The sequence below is a fragment of the Hoeflea algicola genome (assembly GCF_026619415.1).
Lineage (GTDB): Bacteria > Pseudomonadota > Alphaproteobacteria > Rhizobiales > Rhizobiaceae > Hoeflea > Hoeflea algicola.
This window is the reverse complement of the sequence record NZ_JAOVZR010000001.1, coordinates 4,196,801-4,217,716: the sequence shown is the minus strand read 5'-3', so window position 1 is coordinate 4,217,716 and position 20,916 is coordinate 4,196,801. Positions and strand designations below refer to the sequence as shown.

General features: G+C 61.5%; 15 protein-coding genes and 1 riboswitch. Of the genes, 8 read left to right on the top strand and 7 right to left on the bottom strand.

The window, feature by feature from the left end; genetic code table 11:
* The 3 genes from OEG84_RS20505 to OEG84_RS20495 all read right to left on the bottom strand — a co-directional run bounded on the left by OEG84_RS20505 (position 1) and on the right by OEG84_RS20495 (position 3,009).
* Complete coding sequence (locus tag OEG84_RS20505; protein ID WP_267655455.1) at positions 1 to 777, bottom strand: ATP-binding cassette domain-containing protein; 777 nt, start codon at positions 775 to 777, stop codon at positions 1 to 3.
* Positions 777 to 1,838, bottom strand: a complete 1,062-nt coding sequence (locus tag OEG84_RS20500) for an ABC transporter permease (protein WP_267655454.1) — start codon at positions 1,836 to 1,838, stop codon at positions 777 to 779. The genes OEG84_RS20505 and OEG84_RS20500 overlap by 1 nt, the downstream gene beginning before the upstream one ends.
* Before the next feature lie 133 nt (positions 1,839 to 1,971).
* Complete coding sequence (locus OEG84_RS20495; RefSeq protein ID WP_267655453.1) at positions 1,972 to 3,009, bottom strand: sugar ABC transporter substrate-binding protein; 1,038 nt, start codon at positions 3,007 to 3,009, stop codon at positions 1,972 to 1,974.
* A 221-nt stretch (positions 3,010 to 3,230) separates the two neighbouring features.
* Between OEG84_RS20495 and OEG84_RS20490 the strand changes: the two genes are divergently transcribed.
* The 8 genes from OEG84_RS20490 (at position 3,231) to gcvP (ending at position 12,791) form a co-directional block, all read left to right on the top strand.
* Positions 3,231 to 4,457, top strand: a complete 1,227-nt coding sequence (locus OEG84_RS20490) for an ROK family transcriptional regulator (protein ID WP_267655452.1) — start codon at positions 3,231 to 3,233, stop codon at positions 4,455 to 4,457.
* A 152-nt stretch (positions 4,458 to 4,609) separates the two neighbouring features.
* A complete protein-coding gene (locus OEG84_RS20485; protein WP_267656270.1) occupies positions 4,610 to 5,491 on the top strand; it encodes a metal ABC transporter substrate-binding protein in 882 nt (293 codons plus the stop codon).
* The gene (locus OEG84_RS20480) at positions 5,488 to 6,381 is read left to right on the top strand and encodes a manganese/iron ABC transporter ATP-binding protein (protein WP_267655451.1); all 894 of its coding nucleotides are present in this window, start codon (positions 5,488 to 5,490) and stop codon (positions 6,379 to 6,381) included. Before OEG84_RS20485 ends, OEG84_RS20480 begins: the two co-directional genes overlap by 4 nt.
* A complete protein-coding gene (locus tag OEG84_RS20475; RefSeq protein WP_267655450.1) occupies positions 6,378 to 7,241 on the top strand; it encodes a metal ABC transporter permease in 864 nt (287 codons plus the stop codon). The genes OEG84_RS20480 and OEG84_RS20475 overlap by 4 nt, the downstream gene beginning before the upstream one ends.
* Positions 7,241 to 8,083 (top strand): metal ABC transporter permease, encoded by an 843-nt coding sequence (locus OEG84_RS20470; protein ID WP_267656269.1) that lies wholly within the window; start codon positions 7,241 to 7,243, stop codon positions 8,081 to 8,083. Before OEG84_RS20475 ends, OEG84_RS20470 begins: the two co-directional genes overlap by 1 nt.
* 90 nt (positions 8,084 to 8,173) lie before the next feature.
* Positions 8,174 to 8,261, top strand: a riboswitch (glycine riboswitch).
* A gap of 146 nt (positions 8,262 to 8,407) precedes the next feature.
* A complete protein-coding gene (gene gcvT, locus OEG84_RS20465; RefSeq protein WP_267655449.1) occupies positions 8,408 to 9,547 on the top strand; it encodes a glycine cleavage system aminomethyltransferase GcvT in 1,140 nt (379 codons plus the stop codon).
* 20 nt (positions 9,548 to 9,567) lie between these two features.
* Positions 9,568 to 9,930, top strand: a complete 363-nt coding sequence (gene gcvH / locus OEG84_RS20460) for a glycine cleavage system protein GcvH (protein WP_267655448.1) — start codon at positions 9,568 to 9,570, stop codon at positions 9,928 to 9,930.
* An 8-nt stretch (positions 9,931 to 9,938) separates the two neighbouring features.
* Positions 9,939 to 12,791 (top strand): aminomethyl-transferring glycine dehydrogenase, encoded by a 2,853-nt coding sequence (gene gcvP / locus OEG84_RS20455; protein ID WP_267655447.1) that lies wholly within the window; start codon positions 9,939 to 9,941, stop codon positions 12,789 to 12,791.
* A 58-nt stretch (positions 12,792 to 12,849) separates the two neighbouring features.
* On the opposite strand, the gene bcsN is transcribed toward gcvP, so the two are convergent.
* From bcsN to bcsA, 4 genes are read right to left on the bottom strand one after another with little or no spacing between them, the layout of a single operon-like run.
* A complete protein-coding gene (gene bcsN, locus OEG84_RS20450) occupies positions 12,850 to 13,797 on the bottom strand; it encodes a cellulose biosynthesis protein BcsN (protein WP_267655446.1) in 948 nt (315 codons plus the stop codon).
* Positions 13,798 to 13,802: 5 nt separating this feature from the next.
* Entirely contained in the window at positions 13,803 to 15,962 is a 2,160-nt protein-coding gene (locus OEG84_RS20445; protein WP_267655445.1) for a hypothetical protein, read from the bottom strand.
* Entirely contained in the window at positions 15,959 to 16,339 is a 381-nt protein-coding gene (locus OEG84_RS20440) for a hypothetical protein (RefSeq protein WP_267655444.1), read from the bottom strand. The genes OEG84_RS20445 and OEG84_RS20440 overlap by 4 nt, the downstream gene beginning before the upstream one ends.
* 25 nt (positions 16,340 to 16,364) lie before the next feature.
* A complete protein-coding gene (bcsA, locus tag OEG84_RS20435; protein ID WP_267655443.1) occupies positions 16,365 to 20,582 on the bottom strand; it encodes a UDP-forming cellulose synthase catalytic subunit in 4,218 nt (1,405 codons plus the stop codon).
* Positions 20,583 to 20,916 lie beyond the last annotated feature (334 nt).

Here is a 20,916-nt window from a genome sequence, read left to right as displayed (position 1 = left end):
TCAGGCCGCCTGCGCTTCTAGCGGCGGTTCCTTGGCGCCGGTCATGAAGGCCACCGCATCGGACATCGTGTAATCCTTGGGATTGATGACGCAAAGCCGCTGGCCGAGCCGGTGAATATGGATCCGGTCGGCAACTTCGAAAACATGCGGCATGTTGTGCGAGATCAGGATGATCGGGATGCCGCGTGCGCGCACATCGAGGATCAATTCCAGCACGCGCCGGCTTTCCTTGACGCCGAGTGCGGCCGTCGGCTCATCGAGAATGATCACTTTGGAGCCAAAGGCTGCGGCGCGCGCCACCGCCACGCCCTGACGCTGGCCACCCGACAGGGTCTCGACTGCCTGATTGATGTTCTGGATCGTCATCAACCCGAGTTCGTTGAGCTTGTCGCGGGCAAACTTGTCCATCGCCTTGTGGTCGAGCTGCCGCATCACCGAACCCAGAAAGCCGGGCTTGCGCAATTCGCGGCCCATGAAGATGTTGTCGGTGATCGACAGCGCCGGCGACATGGCCAGCGTCTGGTAGACCGTCTCGATCCCCGCATGTCGCCCATCCAGTGGCGAATGAAAGCGGATTTCCTTGCCTTCGAGCCAGATCTTGCCCTCATCGGGCGTTACCGCCCCCGAAATCGCCTTGATCAGCGTTGACTTGCCGGCACCATTGTCGCCGATCACAGCCAGGATCTCGCCGTGATGGAGATCGAAATCGCAATTGTCGAGCGCCACCACGCGGCCATAGCGCTTGTAGAGATTGCGTCCCTTGAGAATAGGTTCCATCAGACTGACACCCTTCTGATCCACTGGTCCACCGTCACGGCGGCGATGATGAGAACGCCGATCAGCAAATAGGTCCATTGCGCATCGGCGCCCATCAGGCGCAGACCGAGCGAGAACACGCCGACAATCAGCGCGCCGAACAGCATGCCCATGATCGACCCACGCCCGCCAAACAGCGAGATCCCGCCGATCACCACCGCGGTGATCGATTCAATATTGCCCAATTGTCCCGACGTCGGCGAGACCGAGCCGATGCGACCGATCAAGGCCCAGCCAGCAAAGGCGCACACCAGTCCGGACAGGACATAGACGGAGATCAGCGTGCGCTTGACCTGCACGCCCGACAATTCCGCGGCTTCAGGATCATCGCCGACGGCATAGACATGGCGTCCCCATGCAGTCTGCTTGAGCATATAGGCCATCACCAGTACCAGCAGCACCATGAAAATCACACCGTAGGTGAAGATAGCGCCACCAATGGCGATCTTGTTGCCAAAGAACTGCAACAACGGCGCCTGATCGGCAATATCCTGGGCGCGGATGGTCTCGTTGGCGGAATAGAGGAAATTGGTGGCCAGCACGATCTGCCACATGCCCAGCGTAACGATGAACGGCGGCAGCTTCATCACCGCAACGAGAAAGCCGTTGATGTAGCCGCAAATGGCGCCGCAGGCGATGCCGGCAAGCACGGCAATCGGCACCGGCAGGCCATAGCGGAAGGTGAACAGCCCCATCACCACCGAAGAAAGCACCATGATCGCGCCGACCGACAGGTCGATACCTGCGGTCAGGATCACCAGCGATTGGGCGACGCCTAGAATGCCAACAATCTGCACCTGCTGCAGGATCAAGGTAAGTGCGAAGGGCGAGAAGAACTTTTCACCCAGCAGCGCGCCGAAAACCAGGGTAGAGCCGATCAATACGATCAGCGGCACCGCCGAGGGGGTCTGGTGCAACGCATACTGGATCCGCTTGATCGCGCTTTTGTCGTGCACTGCAAATTCAGCGACAGCCGTCGGGCTCGCGGCCGCAGCCTTTTCGAATTCCTGCGTACTGGACATGGTTCCTCCCAAACGTCACGCGGTATCCGTCCGCTTTGACACCCGACCAGGCAGATGCCTGATCCGGGCCGTCCTTTGGCAGTGAGGCGGCCCGAATGCCGCCCCACCACTGTTTACTTGCAGGAAGAAGTTATCAACCCCAGCACTTGTCCATGCCTTCGGCGACCGAGATCGACTCGACGCCCTCAACCGGCTTGTCGGTGACAAGTGCTACGCCGGTGTCGAAGAAGTCCTTGCCTTCGGTCAGCGCCGGCTTGGTGCCGTCCTTGGCCCAGGCGGCAATTGCCTCGATACCGAGCGAGGCCATCAGCAGCGGATATTGCTGCGAGGTGGCGCCGATGACGCCATCCTTGACGTTGGCCACACCCGGGCAGCCGCCATCAACGGAGACGATCAGCACATCGCCGGCGCGGCCGATGGCCTTGAGCGCTTCATAGGCACCGGCTGCTGCGGGTTCGTTGATGGTGTAGACGACGTTGATCATCGGATCGGATGCCAGCAGGTTTTCCATGGCCTTGCGACCGCCTTCTTCATTGCCGGCAGTCACATCATGGCCGACAATGCGTGCATCGTCTTCGTCACCCCACTTGGCGGCGTCCTTGATGTCGATACCGAAGCCGGTGAGGAAGCCCTGGTCTCGCAGAACGCCAACGGTTGGCTGACTGACGCCGAGGTCAAGCATGCCAATCTTGGCGTTGGCCGCTTCATCGCCGAGCGATGCGGCGGCCCATTTGCCGATCAGTTCGCCGGCGAGAAAATTGTCGGTGGCAAACGTCGCATCAGCAGCGTCAATCGGATCGAGCGGCGTATCGAGAGCAATCACCAGCAGACCGGCATCGCGGGCCTGCTTGACCGAACTAACGATCGAGGATGTGTCGGACGCGGTGATCAGAATGCCCTTGGCGCCGTCGGCGATGCAGGTTTCGATGGCGGCGACCTGGCTTTCATGGTCGCCGTCAATCTTGCCGGCATAGGATTTCAGCGTGATTCCGAGTTCGGCTGCCTTGGCTTCGGCGCCTTCCTTCATCTTGACGAAAAACGGGTTGGTGTCGGTCTTGGTAATCAGGCATGCGCCGACGCTGTGGCTGGCGGCATAAGCAGGGGCTGCAGCCATGACGCCCAGAGCGGCGGCGGCCAGAAGCCCGGTCTTGAGTGTGGAAATCGTGTTCATTCTATCCTCCCGGAATTTGCTTCGCAGATAAGTCTGCATGCGCAGTGACCCAGAAAACGCTCTCTCCCGATCCCGGGTCATTTCTAAAACATCATGGTTTGGTTGTTTCTGTCAATAAATAAATCATTCTTATTTACTAATTGACCGAGCTTGATCTTTGCCCCATTGTTTTGCAAGTGGACATCGGGCTTTTCAGTAGAATGCCGGGGGGAGACATACAGGTGCCACATGACCATAACGCCGGCGAGAAGACCGCGAGGCCAACCGTGTCGCCCTTGAAGGGATCAAACCAGAGCGGCCTTCGCGCCTACAATCAGCGCCTGGTGCTCAGCCTCGTCTATGCCCATGGCGGCCTTACCAAGACCGACATCTCGCGCATGACCGGGCTGTCAGCGCAAACCGGTTCGGTGATCATGCGCGAGCTGGAGGCGGAGGACCTGATCGTCAAGGGCGAACCGATCCGTGGCAAGGTCGGGCAACCCTCGGTGCCGCTGTCGATCAATCCCGACGGGGCATTTTTCATCGGCCTCAAGGTCGGACGCCGCAGCGCCGAACTCATTCTGATCGATTTTCTCGGCGCTACCAAGGCAATGCTGCGCAAAAGCTACCCATGGCCGACACCGCCATCGATCATCGATTTTGTTCGCAACGGAATCGACGAGATGCTGACCGACCTGCCCGCGGAGCACAGAGTCAGGGTCGCCGGACTTGGCATCGCCACCCCGTTCGAATTGTGGAACTGGACCGAGCAGGCCGGCGCGCCGCGGGCGGAAATGGATTTGTGGCGCGGTTGCGACCTGAGAGCCGAACTGGCCGCGGTCTGCAATCTGCCGGTCTATCTGCAGAACGACGCCACCGCGGCCTGCGCTGCCGAGCTGGTGTTCGGCCGGCACCAGGGCCTGCACGATTATCTCTATCTCTATATCGGCACCTTCGTCGGCGGTGGCGTGGTGCTCAACGGCAGTGTCTATGCAGGCCGGCACGGCAATGCCGGCGCCCTCGGCCCGCTTCCGGTCGCCGGCCCCGACGGCAAGCCGGTGCAATTGCTCGACCGCGCCTCGATCATGCTGCTTGAACGAATGCTGCAGGCCGAAGGCCGGGATCCGTCGGCGCTGTGGCACAGCCCCGAGCATTGGGAAGGGTTTGAGGATCTGACCGAAGAATGGATCGGCATCGTCGCCCGCGGGTTGGCGCAGGCAGTTGTCTCGGCGGCGTCAATCATCGATTTCGAGCATGTGATCATCGATGGCGGCCTGCCCGTCCCGATCCGCGAGAAAATCGTCGCGGCAACACGCACGGAAACCGGTCATTACGATCTACGTGGCCTGCAGATGCCAGCTATCCTGCCCGGAACGGTCGGCACACTGGCCCGCGCGCTGGGGGCCGCCAGCCTGCCGCTGTTTGACAAATACCTGATCGACCGGAACGCCCAACTGGGCGGCGCCTGACCCTCTCGCCCAGACTTGCAGTCAGCAACCACCTCGCGGCAGCGCAACCGCGATCATGCCTTCTTGCAAATGATTTGCAAAAGCATTGACAACAGATCAAATCCCCATAGATTGTTGTTGCAAACCATTCGCAGGAAGCCCGCATGCACTTTATGACCGTACTGGGACTAATCATGGCGCTGAGCCTTGGCGCCACATCGCCGTCACTGGCAAAGATCAAGGTGCTGACCTCCTTTACCGTTTTCGCAGACATGGCCCGCAATGTGGCCGGAGACCATGCCGAAGTGGTGTCGATCACCCGTGAGGGCGCGGACATCCACATGTTCCGGCCGACACCGGGCGACATCAAGCGCGGTCTTGGCGCCGATGTGGTGCTGTGGAACGGCCTTGATCTGGAAATCTGGTTCGAGCGCTATCTGGAAAACCTCGGCCACGTCAAAGCCTACATTCTCTCCGATGGCGTCGAGCCGATGCTGATAGGCGAAGGCGCCTATCAGGGCCGGTTCAATCCCCATGCCTGGATGTCGCCCGGCAACGCCGAGATCTATGTCGACAACATTGTGCGCGCACTGTCGGAAACCGATCCGGACAATGCGGCCGACTATGCCGCCAACGCCGAACGCTACAAGGCAGAGATTGCGGCGACCTTCGCCCCGATCCGGGCAGAGATCGACGCGTTGCCGGAAAACCACCGCTGGCTGGTAACCAGCGAAGCGGCATTTTCCTATCTGGCAAGGGATTTCGGCCTCAAGGAAGCGGCGATCTGGGCGATCAACGCCGACAGCCAGGGCTCACCGCAACAGGTCAGGCGCATTATCGACCTGATGCGCGCGGAAAAGATCCCGGTGATCTTTTCCGAAAGCACGGTCTCGCCGAAATCGGCCCAACAGGTGGCGCGCGAAACCGGCGCGGCCTATGGCGGTGTGCTCTATGTCGATTCACTGTCGAAACCCGACGGACCGGTGCCGACCTATCTCGATCTGCTCAGAGTAACCTCCGAAACCATTATCGCGGGATTGAAGGCGCAACCATGAATATTGGCAAACCGATCCAGGCCGCGGCGGCGGACACCACCGGACTGGATGTGAATGACGTATCGGTGATCTACCGCAACGGCAACCGGGCACTCGACGGCGCATCCTTTTCGGTGCCGAAGGGCTCGATCACGGCGCTGGTCGGAATCAACGGCAGCGGCAAATCCACCCTGTTCAAGGCACTGATGGGGTTCGTGCCCACCGCCAGCGGTCAGATCTCCATCATGGGGCTCGCGGTCAACGAGGCGCTGAGCCGCAATCTGGTGGCCTATGTGCCGCAGAGCGAGGAAATCGACTGGTCGTTTCCGGTGCTGGTCGAAGACGTGGTGATGATGGGCCGCTACGGGCACATGAATTTTCTGCGCATGACGCGGCCCGAGGACCGCGTCGCCGTCGACGAAGCACTCGAGCGGGTCGGCATGTCGGCATTTCGCAAACGCCAAATCGGCGAATTGTCGGGCGGCCAGAAAAAGCGGGTGTTTTTGGCCCGGGCACTGGCGCAGGAGGGCCAGGTGATCCTGCTCGACGAGCCTTTCACCGGCGTTGATGTCACCACCGAAACCCAGATCATCGAGTTGTTGAAAGAGATGCGCGCGGAAGGGCGGGTGATGCTGGTCTCCACCCATAACCTCGGCAGCGTACCCGAATTCTGTGACCGCGCGGTGCTGATCAACAAGCGCATTCTCGCTGAAGGGCCAACTGCCAAGGTGTTCACCCATGACAATCTGCAGAAAGCCTTTGGCGGCGTGCTCAGGCACTTCGTTCTGGGCGGCGAGGATCTGCATGATGATGACGACAGCCGTCAGGTTACGGTTCTCACCGACGACGAGCGCCCCTTCGTGATCTACGGCGAAACCGAACGCAAAGCCCGAGAAGAGGGTGGCGCATGAGCTGGCTCGCTGAACCATTTTCCTATGACTACATGGTCAACGCCATGTGGGTGTCGGCACTGACAGGCGCAATCTGCGCGTTTCTGTCCTGCTACCTGATGCTCAAGGGCTGGTCGCTGATCGGCGATGCGCTGTCGCACTCGATCGTCCCCGGCGTCGCCGGCGCCTACATGCTCGGCCTGCCGTTTGCCGCAGGGGCATTTCTGGCCGGCGGACTGGCCGCAGCCGCAATGATGCTGATCCGCGCCCGGACACGGCTGCGCGAGGATGCGGTCATCGGTATGATCTTCGTCTCCTTCTTTGCACTAGGGCTGTTCATGGTGTCGATCTCGCCGACACCTATCAATGTGCAGACCATCGTGCTCGGTAATGTGCTGGCGATCACACCCTCAGACACAATGCAATTGCTGATCATCGGCGTGGTGACGCTCACCGTGCTCACCGTGATCTGGAAAGATCTGATGCTGGTGTTTTTCGACGAAAGCCATGCGCGCGCCATCGGCATCCGCGCCACCGCACTCAAGGTCGTCTTCTTCACCCTGTTGGCCGCCTCCACCGTGGCGGCGATGCAGACCGTTGGTGCGTTTCTGGTGATCGCGCTGGTGGTGACGCCAGGAGCCACTGCCTACCTTCTGACCGACCGATTTCCGATCCTGATCCTGATTGCCGTGGCGATGGGCTCGATCACCTCGTTCGTCGGCGTCTATCTCAGTTATTTTCTCGACGGCGCCACCGGCGGCGTGGTGATCATACTGCAAACCGGCGTGTTCCTGCTTGCCTTCCTGTTCGCGCCACGGCACGGGCTGGTGGCCCAGCGGGCCAAGGCGCGCGGCGCGGGCGCCGATGTGGGAGCCGCATGATGGAGAATTTTATCGACTTTTTCGTCGACCCGTTTCGCTTTGCCTACATGCAGAAGGCGTTCCTGATCACCTTTCTGGTGGCACTGCCAATGGCCGCCATGAGCAGTCTGATGGTGCTCAAGGGCTGGTCGCTGATGGGCGACGCCATGAGCCACGCGGTGCTGCCGGGCATCGTCATCGCCTATATTGCCGGCCTGCCGCTGGCCGTCGGTGCCTTTGTTGCCGGGCTGTTTTGCGCAGTTGCCACCGGCTGGCTTAGCGCCAACAGCCGGGTGAAGGAAGACACGGTGATGGGCATCGTGTTTTCGGGCATGTTCGGCCTCGGCGTGGTGCTGCATGTCAGCGTCCGCTCGAGCCTGCATCTTGATCATATCCTGTTTGGCGACATGCTCGGTGTGCTCTGGTCGGACATCGGCACGACCGCGTTTCTGGCGTTGTTGTGTGGCGGCTTCCTGATCGCCAAATGGCGTGATCTGGTCGCCCAGGCCTTTGACGGTCTGCACGCGCGCGCCATCGGCCTGAAAACCGGCTGGCTGCACTACGGGCTGCTGACCGCGATCGCGCTGATGATTGTCGCCAGCCTCAAATCCGTCGGCATCATCCTGTCGATCGCGCTGCTGGTGGCGCCGGGCGCAATCGCCTTCCTGGTTGCGCGAACATTTGCGGGCATGCTCACGGTGGCCATCGGCTCGGTCTCGCTGAGTGCGCTGATCGGCATCTTTGCAAGCTATCACATCAACAGCGAACCGGCGCCGACGATGGTGCTGACGCTGACCGGGTTGTTCATACTGGCGCTGGTGGTCTCGCAGGTTCGAGATCTCAGAATGCGGCAGCAGGCCTGATCGGGGTTGGTATCGGGTACTATTTATTGTTGGTATTGAGCGGCTTGAACGAATTCATCTTGCCAGACTGCGACAATTCGGCATAGGTATGGCGTCCCGTTGGGAGAATCCGGAGCAATCCGGTGCCGAAGGAGCAACCGCCCCGGAAACTCTCAGGCAAAAGGACCAACGGCATGGACGGACTCTGGAGAGAGGCGCCAAACAGCGCCCGCCGAAGGGATAACAATCTCAGGCGAAAGGACAGAGGGGGCTTTCTCAGGGCGCGTAGCGCCTGAAGATTGGCCCGTGCGCGGCATTTGCCGGCACCCTGTTGGAGACTGGCGTGTGAACACCAGCGCAGACCTTCTAAAAACTCCGCTTCATTCCCTGCATCTTGAGCTTGGCGCGCGTATGATGGCATTCGCCGGATACGACATGCCGGTCCAGTACCCGATGGGGGTAATGAAGGAACATCTTCACACCCGCGCCGAGGCCGGGCTGTTCGACGTATCGCACATGGGGCAGATCCTGATCCGTGCCAAGAGCGGCGACATCCGCGATGCGGCGCTGGCGCTCGAGAGCGTGACGCCGGTTGACGTGGCCGGAGTGGCCCCGGGCCGGCAACGCTACGGGCTTTTCACCAATGAAGCGGGTGGCCTCAGCGACGATTTCATGGTCGCCAATCGTGGCGATCATCTCTATTTGGTGGTCAATGCCGCCTGCAAACATGAGGACCTCGCCCGGCTTCAAGCCGCTCTGTCGGACTCTTGCGAGATCGAAGCCCAATTCGACCGCGGGCTGATGGCACTGCAAGGCCCCGAGGCCGAAAGCGCGCTTGCGGCCTATGCGCCCGAAGCCGAAGACATGCGCTTCATGGATGTGCGCGAGCTGAGCATTGCCGGCGCGCGGGCAATCGTCTCGCGATCGGGCTATAGCGGCGAGGACGGCTATGAGATTTCACTCGACGCCGATGACACCGACCGCATTGCCCGGCTGCTGCTCTCCGACGAGCGGGTGGCACCGATCGGGCTTGGTGCCCGCGATTCGCTGCGGCTCGAGGCCGGGCTCTGCCTTTATGGCAACGACATCGACGAAACCACCACACCGGTCGAAGCCAATCTGAAATGGGCGATCCAGAAAGCGCGCCGCAAGGGCGGCGAGCGCGAAGGCGGCTTTCCCGGCGCCGAGCGCATTCTCGGCCAGTTCGAGACCGGCGCCGAACGGACGCGGGTGGGCCTGCAGCCTGCCGGCAAGGCGCCGGTGCGCGCCGGAGTCGAACTGTTTGAAAGCGACACCGGCGGCACGCCGGTCGGCGTCGTCACCTCAGGCGGCTTTGGCCCCAGTGCCGGCAACCCAGTGGCGATGGGCTATGTGCCCACAGCACTTTCGGCCACCGGAACCCAGCTTTATGCGGAAGTGCGCGGCAAGCGGCTTGAAATCGCCGTCGCCGCCCTCCCCTTCGTCCAATCCACCTACAAACGCTAATTCAGTACAGGAACAGCACCATGCTCAAATTTACCGAAGACCATGAATGGCTCAAGATCGAGGGCGATGTGGCCACCGTCGGCATCACCGAACACGCCGCCGAACAGCTTGGCGATCTGGTTTTTGTGGAACTTCCGGATGCAGGCAGCACATTTGACAAGGGCGGGGACGCAGCGACCGTTGAATCGGTCAAGGCCGCCTCCGATGTCTATTGCCCGCTCGCCGGTGAAATTGTCGAGGTCAACCAGGCGATCGTCGATGATCCGTCGCTGGTCAATTCCGACCCGACCGGCGCCGGCTGGTTCTTCAAGCTCAAGCTCGCCAATGTCAGCGATGCCGATGCGCTAATGGATGAAACCGCCTACCAGGCCATGATTGGTTGAGATCTGCGATGAGCATTACCCTGCCTGATTACGATCCTTATGACTTTGCCAATCGCCGTCATATCGGCCCCTCGCCTGCCGAGATCGCCGACATGCTCAAGGTGGTGGGCGCCGCCTCGCTTGATGCGCTGATCGATGAAACCGTCCCCGGTTCGATCCGCCAGCAACAGCCGCTGGCCTTTGGCGAACCGATGAGCGAGCGCGGTGTGCTCGACCATCTGCGTGCTACGGCGAACAAAAACACCGTAATGCTGTCGCTGATCGGTCAGGGATATCACGGCACCATCATGCCGCCGGTGATCCAGCGCACCATTCTCGAAAATCCCGCCTGGTACACGGCCTATACGCCCTACCAGCCGGAAATCAGCCAGGGCCGGCTGGAAGCGCTGTTGAATTTCCAGACCATGGTCAGTGACCTCACAGGTCTCGACATCGCCAATGCATCGCTGCTGGACGAAGCAACGGCGGCAGCCGAAGCCATGGCGATCGCCGAACGGGTTTCCAAATCCAAGAGCACCCTTTTCTTCGTCGATCACCATTGCCACCCGCAGACCATTGACGTGATCCGCACCCGCGCCGAGCCGCTGGGCTGGGACGTCAAGGTGGGCGATCCGTTCACCGAACTGGATCCGGCCGCGGTCTTTGGCGCGATCTTCCAGTATCCGGGCACCTATGGCCATGTGCACGACTTCACCGATTTGATCACAGCGTTGCACGCGGAAAAGGCAATTGCCGTTGTCGCGGCCGATCCGCTGTCGCTGACATTGCTGAAATCGCCGGGCGAAATGGGCGCCGACATCGCCATCGGTTCGATGCAACGCTTCGGCGTACCGATGGGCTATGGCGGTCCGCATGCGGCCTATATGGCGGTCAAGGATGCCTACAAGCGGTCAATGCCCGGCCGCCTTGTCGGCGTCACCATCGATACGCGCGGCAACCAGGCCTACCGTCTGGCGCTGCAGACCCGCGAACAGCATATCCGCCGCGAAAAGGCCACATCCAACATCTGCACCGCGCAGGTGCTGCTCGCCGTCATCGCCTCGATGTATGCGGTATTTCACGGGCCGGTCGGGCTCAAGGCCATCGCCGGGCGCGTCCATACCCGCGCAACCACGCTTGCCAAGGGGCTCAAGCAACTCGGCTTTGTGATCGATCCGGCAATCTTCTTCGACACCGTGACGGTGTATGCGGAAGGCAAGCAGGCGGAAATTCTCGAGGCGGCACGCGGCGAGGGCATCAATCTGCGCAAGGTTGGCGACGATCGCATCGGCATCGCGCTCGACGAGGTCTCGCGTGCGGCCACTGTGGAAGCGGTGTGGCGCGCCTTTGGCGGCGACATGACATTCGGCGACCTTCAGGCCGGGCCGGACATCCCCGATCCGCTGGTGCGGCAGTCGCACTATCTGGAACATCCGATTTTCCACATGAACCGCGCAGAAACCGAAATGACGCGCTATATCCGACGCCTGTCGGACAAGGATCTGGCGCTGGACCGGACGATGATTCCGCTCGGCTCGTGCACTATGAAGCTCAATGCGACGGCGGAGATGCTGTCGATCACCTGGCCGGAATTTGCCGACATCCACCCGTTCGCACCGGCCGATCAGGCGCTTGGCTACAAGCAAATGATCGACGATCTGTCGGACAAGCTGTGCCTGATCACCGGCTATGACGCGATCTCGATGCAGCCCAATTCGGGCGCCCAGGGCGAGTTCGCCGGTCTGATGACGATCCGCGCCTGGCACCGCGCCAACGGCGATGACCATCGTCATATCTGCCTGATTCCGACATCGGCGCATGGCACCAACCCGGCCTCGGCGCAGATGGCGGGGATGACCGTCGTTGCCGTCGGCACCCGCGAGAACGGTGACATCGATATCGATGATTTCCGCGCCAAGGCGGAGTTGCATTCGGCCAATCTGGCGGCCTGCATGATCACCTATCCGTCGACACACGGCGTGTTCGAGGAAACGGCCCAGGAGATCTGCAAGATCACCCACGCACATGGGGGCCAGGTCTATCTCGATGGCGCCAACCTCAACGCGCTGGTGGGTCTCGCCCGTCCCGGCGACATTGGCGCCGATGTCAGCCATCTCAACCTGCACAAGACCTTCTGCATTCCCCATGGCGGCGGCGGTCCGGGCATGGGGCCGATCGGGGTGAAGGCGCATCTAACACCGCATCTGCCCGGCCACTGGGCCACCGACGGCAAACCAGGTGCGGTTTCCGCAGCCCCCTTCGGCTCGGCCTCGATCCTGCCGATCTCCTGGGCCTACTGCCTGATGATGGGCGGCGACGGCCTGACCCAGGCGACCAAGATCGCGATCCTCAACGCCAACTACATCGCCGCCCGGATGAAGGGCGCCTATGACGTGCTCTACACCTCGTCCAAGGGCCGGGTTGCGCATGAGTGCATCCTCGATACGCGTCCGCTTGCGGTCAGTGCCGGGGTCAGCGTCGATGATGTCGCCAAGCGGCTGATCGATTGCGGCTTCCATGCGCCAACCATGAGCTGGCCGGTTGCGGGAACGCTGATGATCGAGCCGACGGAATCGGAGGTCAAGGCCGAGCTCGACCGGTTCTGCTCGGCCATGCTGGCGATCCGCGCAGAAGCCCAGGCGATCGAGGACGGAAGCATGGACCGGGAGAACAACCCGCTCAAGAATGCGCCGCACACGATCGAGGATCTGGTTGGCCCCTGGGACCGGCCGTATGACCGCGAAGCTGCCTGTTTCCCGGCAGGGTCGATGCGCAGCACCAAGTATTTCGCACCGGTCAACCGGGTCGACAATGTCTATGGCGACCGTCACCTGGTCTGTTCCTGCCCGCCGATGTCGGACTATGCCGAAGCGGCGGAATAAGCACGGAAATCCAGGAGGCGGCTAACTTGCCGCCTCCTGTTCTCATGAATTGAAGCGTCTACCGATCGAGATCGCCGGGTAGCGGTATGGCTGGCGCTTTGACCGCGACCGGCTTGGTGGCCACTTTACTAGCAACCGCCACGGTTGCAGGCATTGATGCCTGGGCATTCTTGTAGCCGGCGAGTTCTTCAGGCTTGAGCACACGCGGGCCACTGCGCACCGGCAGCGCGGCGGTTTTTGCCTTCCCGCTCGCCGTTGCCACCACCGCCTTCGGCCGCAATGCCGTGGGGCGTTTTTGCACCGGCTCCGGCTGTTGAATGGCATAGGTGGCGCGGCCGGCAACACCTGAGCCTTCAGCAAAACGCAGCATCTCGACCGTGGCTTCAGAGACTTCACGTATCCGCAATCCCGCCATCAGCGAGACCAGAGACCCTTCCGTCATTGTCGGGTGGCAATAGCGCAGCCTGACCTTGGCAGCGTAGCGGGTGCGTCCGAACCGAGCGAAACCGGTTTGATCGTCACGGCTGATGTCGCGGGCGGTTTGCCAGGCGAAAATGCAGGTGCCGCCATTGGCGCTGGCGCCGATCGCATAGCCGAAAGGCCCGTTCTGGTTCTGACCAGCAGTGGCCATGATGCGCATAGGGACGCCGGGCAGTTGACCGCGCATCTCGCGGACGACTTCACGCTGGGTTGGAGCCTGGAAATAGGATTTGTCCGAAGATGGCGGCGCGATCGACACCGTCAACTGGTTCTCGCCATCGCTGTAGCCGGGATTGGGATAGAGGATGGTCTGGAAGATGTGATCAGTGCGCGAGGTTTGCCGCACCGCATCGACGCGACCGGCGACCTGCGGCAGGTAGGCTGCGGCATAATCGGGCGACACGTCGGCGGTCAGCGTCGGTGCGACAGGTTTGATCGCTCCGGTAAACATTGTGGGGTCATCCCCGGTGGCGCATCCGCTAACGGACATTGCCAGGACCATCATGGTCATGAGACGCGGCGTCATCAGGATCATCTCCCTTCCCTGCTGTCGATCTGCTCGATGGCGGCCAACGCCCCGGCATCCCGAATAACCATGTTGAGTTCGCGGAAAACCGCCTTGGCCCGCTGCGACTGGCCCATGTGATAATAGGCCCAGGCCCGCATCTGCATGAGATCGCGCGGCTCGGCGTCCAGCGCCGCACGGGCGTCGAGCGCCTGCACCACCCGGTCGTATTGCTTGTGATCGAAGGCGGATCGGGCGCGCTGGTAGTAGATTTCCAGCTTCAATTCACGATCCCGGACGGATGACAATGGCCAAGCGCTGATCAGCGCTTCTGCTTCGTCGGTCAGCCGCGCGCCGAGCAGGGCCAGACCAGCCCCGTAGACGGCATCCGTGCCGACCTGTCCGGAACCGGCCATGGCGGTCTCGAACGACATCCGCGCCGCGCCGAACCGCTTCAAGCCGAGTTCACACCAGCCACGGATCACCGCAACGGAGGGCTTGGCGCCGCTCGCGCCGAGGCGGTCGATCTCGCGCAGGCAGGCCGGGTAGTTCTTGGCCTCGAACAGCCGCACATAGCTGGTCTTTACATCCGATGCCGGCCCACCGATTGCGGCAGCCTTGCGCTTTTTTGGCGCCGGTGCGGCATCGATTTCAGGCCAGATATCAGGATAGTTGGCAACGTACTCGGTCTTCAAAGCCGCATAGTCGCGGTTCTTCTTCAGGCGCAACAGGCTCAGGGCCAGTCCCTTGAGCCGGTCGGGCGAAGCCTCCCAGCCATAGGATTGCCGGAACCAGGCTTCAGCGGCGTCGAACTGGCGCGAATTATAGGCGTACCAGCCAAGAATTTCGGCATGGTCAGCAGCGCTTGTTTCCAAAATAGCGGTGGAATAGGAATGCACCACCTCCGCGCTCATCCCGCCTTCAGCAGGATTGCCGAAGCGCGGCGAGAGCACGTTCATCAGAAACACCGGGTCATCGGAAATGTCGCCAAGATGAGCCGCAGCAAAGGCATAGGCCTGGCTCTCGAGCTTCTGACGCGCCAAGCTGAGATACATCCCCTTGGCGTTTTCCGGATCCGGCGCCACCTGCATGGCTATCTCGAACCACGGCTGGGCCTCTGCCGGGGCTTCGACCTTGAGCGCGTGCCAGCCGAGCAGCGAAAGATCTTCGGGCCTGCGCGACTTGCGCGCTTCAAGCGCCAGCATTGCTAGTGCTTCAGACGAAACCGGGGCGATGTCCTTGCCGGCGTTGAATTCGGCCACCTGCTTGCGCGCCAGATCAAGACGCAGGACAGCAGGCAGATAGCCGCCACTGGCTTCCGGCCACAACATTGCAGCCAGCGCGCGGATTTCGGAGGCCGGAAAATCCCGCAGCGCCTTTTGCAGGGTGACGATCAGATGTTCGTCGGTCAGTCGCTTATCACCTTCGCGCACCAGCAGTCCGCGCAAGGTGCGAGCCAGCCCGTCGCGGTCACCGGCAGCAGACAGCGCGTCGATCTTCATCCAGACCAGATCAACATCTTCTTCGCTCGCCGGGTCGATGGCAGCGGAAACATCGAGCAGCGCCAGCCAGTCTTCGGTCGTGGCCAGTTCCTTCATCCGCACGCGCTGCTTCTTTTGTTCTAGTTTGGACTGGAAATCCGGTGTCGGCTCCCAGGCAGGATCGGCGGCCTTGCGGCGGATGATCTCGGCATCGATGCCGGTGAAATCGTCAGCGCCGAACATCTGCCACAGATTGCTTTCGTCCGGCACGATCTTGTCGGCGGCAATGTAGAGATCGCGCGGCGGCGTGAACCCCGGGTGCAGGGCCTGCAAGCGGATGATTTCAGCCTCGACACGGTCGATCTGCCGCTGCTTGGCATAATAGTAGAGCGCCGCAGTCTGCACCGGATCGAGATCCGGGCCCTGCGCCGGACGGGCCGCCGCTGTGGCGAGCTCACCCTGTTGCGCGCTAGGAGTTGGCGCATTGGCAAATCCGGGCAGAGCTGGAAAAGGTTGGCCGGAACTGGCGATAATCAGCTGGGTTCCATCATCGGCCACGCTCTGCTGCACGCCCGGCAGCAGCACCGAGCCGATGCCGGCAAGCGCCAGCGCACAACCGAGAGCAAGATGCCGGCGAGTGCGGTGATGAATGGCCCGGTTGCGAACAAGGCCGGTCAGGCGCGGGTGACGTTCTTCAGATTTCATTGGTCGGTCCTCACGCCAGTCTTGGGGACGGCACGGCCGATCCAGATCGCGAACACGGCCATCAGGCCAATCACCAGAGCCACATAGATGCGGAAATGATCCGAGAACCATGCTGCGGCGAGCCGGCGCAGATTGCCCGGCCCGTAATCTGTGACATTGAGGGCAAAGTAACTATCCGGGCGCACCGTCCTGAGGCTGTGTTCATCAAGATCGAACACCACATCCTCGCCTTCCAGCCGGTTCCATATCTGCGGATCGGCCAGCATGTATGAAGCGTCCATCAGGTCGAGCGGGGAATCGGCGGTCAGCCAGGTAACAACACCTTTGCCGGAAACGCCCGGCCGCTGTGAAAGCACCGCCCTGCGGCGCGGGTCCACTATCGGTGCGGCATCGGAAGGCCGCTCATAGTTGAGCCAGTAACGAAAGCGATCGGTAGGCGGCGCCGACGCGATCACCGAGCCCCTGAAATGATGCGCTGCCATCACCCTGATTACGGGTGGTCTGGTGAAACGCATCGAGCAGCGCCGTCGGGTCGGAGGCCAGAGCCATCGGGATCGCTGCGCCGGGAAGGTTGATCGACGAGGTCGAGATCATATCCGGCGAAAATCCGCTGGCGGCGAAATCGATGCGCTGCGACGATGTCGACAAGGCGTCGGGGCCGCGATTGGCGAGTTCATCGATAGCCCGTTTGGAGGCAATCACAAGGGCATTGCCGGCGTGATTAGCCGCGGGCGGTCCAAATGCCAGGCGCGTAAGCAGCGGCGCGCGAGCCGCAAGGCTCATCTTGGCGACCATCGTCAGTGCGGTGGAAATCGAATGCGGTTCGGGCTTGAGCGCATAGACATCGACACCGCTTGCACCCGCGTATGGATACGCGGCACCCGCCATCGCCGCCAGCTCAGGAGAACGCCCTACGCGCGCCAGTGCCGGGACCCGGATTTCAGTGGTGTCGAGCAGGATGAAGCGCGGGGTTGAATCGTCACGCTCGGCAAAGACGCAGCTGTCATCGGAAGCCCGTTCCAGCTCAGCCAGCAGCTCGATCTGGTTGCGGCCGGGGCGAAAGGCGCGCAGCGGCAGTTCCAGCTTGCGCCCGGAAAACACCTCGCCGTCGATGTCGCGCATCGGCAAGCTCTTGACGATGTGGCCGTTGACGCGAACCAGCAGCTGCGAGGTCGGCTTGAGCCCCGGCGACGTGGCCGCATGCAATGTGAGATCGAGGGTCGCGTATTCAGCGGGGTAGAAGTCGGCCGGCATGACCATCTCGAAACCGGTTCTAAACAACCGGCCGCTAAACGGCGTCGCCATATAGCCCGCGTCGGCGAGGGTGTAGCTGCTTGCCGCGTCAGCACGAATTTCGCCCTTGCGCACGGCGCGGACGCCGGAATCGAGCACCGCCTTGAGCGGCCCGCCGATGGCCGACAACAACAGGTCGGGAAGCTCGCGGCCGGTTGCCGCGCGCAGCACCACACGGGCACGGAGTGGATTGGCGGCGGCGAGCACCGAGAGTCCGTAATCGGCATCGCCGGGAACAGCCTCGAGCGACAGCGGATCGTCATCAGTTGCGACGAACAGATCGATTCCGGGACCGTTGCCGGCAGAATCTGCGACAGTGACAGAAATATCATCGCGGTTGAGCGCCAGCGCCATGGTCTGCACCAGCGGCACAGCACGGTTGAGCGCATCGGCTCCGGCGGTTGCCGGCAACACCAGACGCAGATCAGTCAGGCCCTCACCGTTGCGACCAATCGTGCGAAGGCTGGCAAAATCGGTCAACGCGCTGCGGTTGCCGGGATGAAACCCCGATGCCCCCGCGTCGATCTCGGTCCACAGTTCGTAGGTTGCTTCCATCGAGCAATCGACCCGGTGGTGCTGCACGGCGCGCAGGCGGACATCATTGACACCAGCCTTCAGCAGCGCCGGCGAAATGTTGATGACCTGCTTGTCAAAGCCCGACGGCGAACGGATCGGGAATTCGCCGACCGGCGAACCGTTGACCATGACCGCCATCAACGAGGCTTCCGGCATCACCGAGACTGCGTTGCGATAGGAAATCACCAGATCGCCACCGGCTGAGAGCGAGGCCGCGTCGAGCATGAAGCTGAGATTGGCGACATCGTCCTCGCCCTTTAGCATGAGGGCCGACTTTGATTGCTCGAACGCCGTCAGGATCAGACCTTGGTCGGCAGCGGCGCGTGCCAGCGCCACCGGGCGGGTCGACAGGATGGTGCTTTCACCCAGGCCACGCAACGAGGTAACATTGCTCGCCGGGCCTGCCGGCGGTGTATCCGACAGCAGGCTTTGGGCCAGTGCCGGAGACGCGATGGCGACCGCAGCGAGAACTGTTGCCGCAGCGATGGAGAGGACCTGTTTACGCATGGGACCGTACTCCCCGATCACCGGAATTTCCGGCGCCCTGCCCGGGATCCGGGTGTTGTTTGCCTTGACCACAATGGGCGCGTCGGCGTGGGATTCGATCTTGCCCGAGCGACCGAAGCCGAGCAGGTAGCCGGTGGCACGGAAGGATTCGACAATGCTCCAGCGGGCAAACCGTACGGTGCCGCGGACAATATCAAGCCGCACCTGGCGGCGGCTGATACGCTCCTGGAGAACATCCTGATCGGAAAACATGACTTCCGCGATGGCCATGAAAGTCTCGGGCATGCGCTCGGGATAGGCAAAGCCGAAGACATTGGTGCCATCAAATTCACGCACCGAGCGGATGGTCACCGGGAACGATACCGGGCGTCCGCCACGGCGCACTTCAATAGAACCGGACCAGTCCGATTCAGGATCAATGTCGGGCTCCTGATCGGCAAATTGCACCGACACACCGCCGCTCGATGCATCGAGCAGGATGACGGTCCAGGTCTTGGCGCCGCGGCGCAGCAAACCATGGCGACGGATCGGCAGACGCTGGTTGCGACGCAACTCGCGGCGTTCGGCAACCACGCCAAGCCCGGCCCCGGCGACACCAAGATTGATCAGGTTCCACAGCGCCACGATCATCAGCAGATCCGAGGCGACCGGTTCGGTGGCAAGACGCCACAGCGAGTAGACCGCAGCCGCCAGCAAGACGAAGAAGATCACGAAATACGGAATAGCGATCGGCGACAGCCCATTGGAATTCAAGGTCTGGCCCTTGGCGGTGACATTGAAAGTGGGCTTGCGCGGGTTGCGGATCACGCTGGCGATCGAACCAATCAGCATGACCGACTGGACGTACTCGTATAGTTCCGACACCCAGGGCCAGCGCACCTTGCCGTAGAGATAGCTCTGCATGGCGAAGGAGGCGATCAGGTAGGTCAGCGCATAGGCGCCGAATTCCTGGATATTGGCCTGATAGATTTCCAGCGAGAAGAAGATGTAAAGCAGCGGCGAGAGCATGAAAGTCAGCCGCGACAGCGGGAACAGCCAGAACAAATTGATGCCGGCGTAGCAGACGCGCTGACCGATCGTCAGGCCCTTGGCCAGGAATGGCCGCTTGAGGATCAGGATCTGCAGCATGCCCTGGCACCAGCGGGCGCGCTGGCCGATGAAGGCGACAAAGGTTTCTGGCTGCAGGCCGGCAATCAACGGCTTGTCGACATAGAGCGAACGCCAGCCCCGGGCGTGCAGGCTGAGCGCGGTCTCGCAATCCTCGGTGATCGACTGTCCAGAGAAACCGCCTTCGCTTTCAAGCGCCTCGCGGCTGAGGACGGCGGCCGATCCGCAGAAGAACGAGGCGTTCCATTTGTCGAGACCGCGCTGCAGCACCGAATAGAACATCTCGTTTTCGGACGGCATCGATCGGAAGGTGCGCAGGTTCTTCTCAAGCGGATCCGGGTTGAGGAAATAATGCGGCGTCTGGACCAGAAACAGCTTCGGATCCTCAATGAAGAAACTCACGGTTTCCTTGAGGAATTCACGTACCGGGGCGTGATCGGCGTCAAACACGACAACCAGCTTGGATTTCGATACGCGCAGCCCGTCATTAAGGTTTCCGGCCTTGGCGTGGTCGTTCTTCTTGCGGCTGTGGTAATTGACACCCATGGCCTTGCACAATGCCTTGAGCTGCTCCTGCCGGCGGGTGGCAGCAAGCGCCACGGTCGGGTCCTTGTGGGTCCGCTTGGCCTCGGTACCGCCGTCATCAAGCAGCCAGATGGTCAGCTTGTCGCGCGGATAGATCATCGATTTGGCCGCGGCCAGCGTCCCGGCCAGCAGATCGGGGTCTTCGTTGTAGGTCGGGATGAACACATCGACGGTGGGCAACTCGTCAAGCGAACGGACCTTCGGGGTGACGCGCTTGATCGGATCGGCCAGCATGAAGAAACTGATCGCCAGCATCGCCAGGCAGTACATTTCCGCGAGGTAGAGCAGCAGACCGGGAATGAAATTGAGTGGTTCGGAAAACACCGGCAATGTTTCCGTTGTCCGCCAGAAGGCGTAGCGCAGCGCCAGCACGCCGCAAAATATGAATGTGATGAAACGGAAAACAGTGTTCTCCGGACGGCTCATGCCGAAGAACATGGCCCCCAGCGCCGCCAGACTTACTACCAGTTGTGCCTGAAGACTCAACGGCAGCCAAAGGAGCGCCAGACCGAGACCACCGGCCAGCGTCGCAAACCATTTCGTGCACATCATGTGCAATTTCCCCACCTGTTGATCGTCCCCGCATCATGCGGAGTTGCCGCTTTCGGCCCATAGATATCTACTGGCTAAATAGTTCACGGTTTCCTAAACCGGTTATTAAGCACGTGGTTTCCAAAGCGATGGTTAATCAATGGTTTACGAGCGCTGACCGGAGACCGCGAAAAGGCCTCTAGGTCGACATGGCCAGCGTGTGGTGCGAGCCCGATCCTCACCTTGCGGCGCCATCGTGGATTTGTCAGATGATCGGTGGGGTTGATGAATGAATATTCATTCACTATATTCCCGCCAGATAACGCGCACCACAAAACCGCGCGCGCGCGCTGGG

Excerpts from the sequence above, each read along its gene's own strand:
- OEG84_RS20505 (WP_267655455.1), bottom strand. The coding sequence starts at position 777 with ATGGAACCTATTCTCAAGGGACGCAATCTCTACAAGCGCTATGGCCGC.
- OEG84_RS20500 (WP_267655454.1), bottom strand. The coding sequence starts at position 1,838 with ATGTCCAGTACGCAGGAATTCGAAAAGGCTGCGGCCGCGAGCCCGACG.
- OEG84_RS20495 (WP_267655453.1), bottom strand. The coding sequence starts at position 3,009 with ATGAACACGATTTCCACACTCAAGACCGGGCTTCTGGCCGCCGCCGCT.
- OEG84_RS20485 (WP_267656270.1), top strand. The coding sequence starts at position 4,610 with ATGACCGTACTGGGACTAATCATGGCGCTGAGCCTTGGCGCCACATCG.
- OEG84_RS20480 (WP_267655451.1), top strand. The coding sequence starts at position 5,488 with ATGAATATTGGCAAACCGATCCAGGCCGCGGCGGCGGACACCACCGGA.
- OEG84_RS20475 (WP_267655450.1), top strand. The coding sequence starts at position 6,378 with ATGAGCTGGCTCGCTGAACCATTTTCCTATGACTACATGGTCAACGCC.
- OEG84_RS20470 (WP_267656269.1), top strand. The coding sequence starts at position 7,241 with ATGGAGAATTTTATCGACTTTTTCGTCGACCCGTTTCGCTTTGCCTAC.
- gcvH (WP_267655448.1), top strand. The coding sequence starts at position 9,568 with ATGCTCAAATTTACCGAAGACCATGAATGGCTCAAGATCGAGGGCGAT.
- gcvP (WP_267655447.1), top strand. The coding sequence starts at position 9,939 with ATGAGCATTACCCTGCCTGATTACGATCCTTATGACTTTGCCAATCGC.
- bcsN (WP_267655446.1), bottom strand. The coding sequence starts at position 13,797 with ATGACGCCGCGTCTCATGACCATGATGGTCCTGGCAATGTCCGTTAGC.
- OEG84_RS20445 (WP_267655445.1), bottom strand. The coding sequence starts at position 15,962 with ATGAAATCTGAAGAACGTCACCCGCGCCTGACCGGCCTTGTTCGCAAC.
- bcsA (WP_267655443.1), bottom strand. The coding sequence starts at position 20,582 with ATGATGTGCACGAAATGGTTTGCGACGCTGGCCGGTGGTCTCGGTCTG.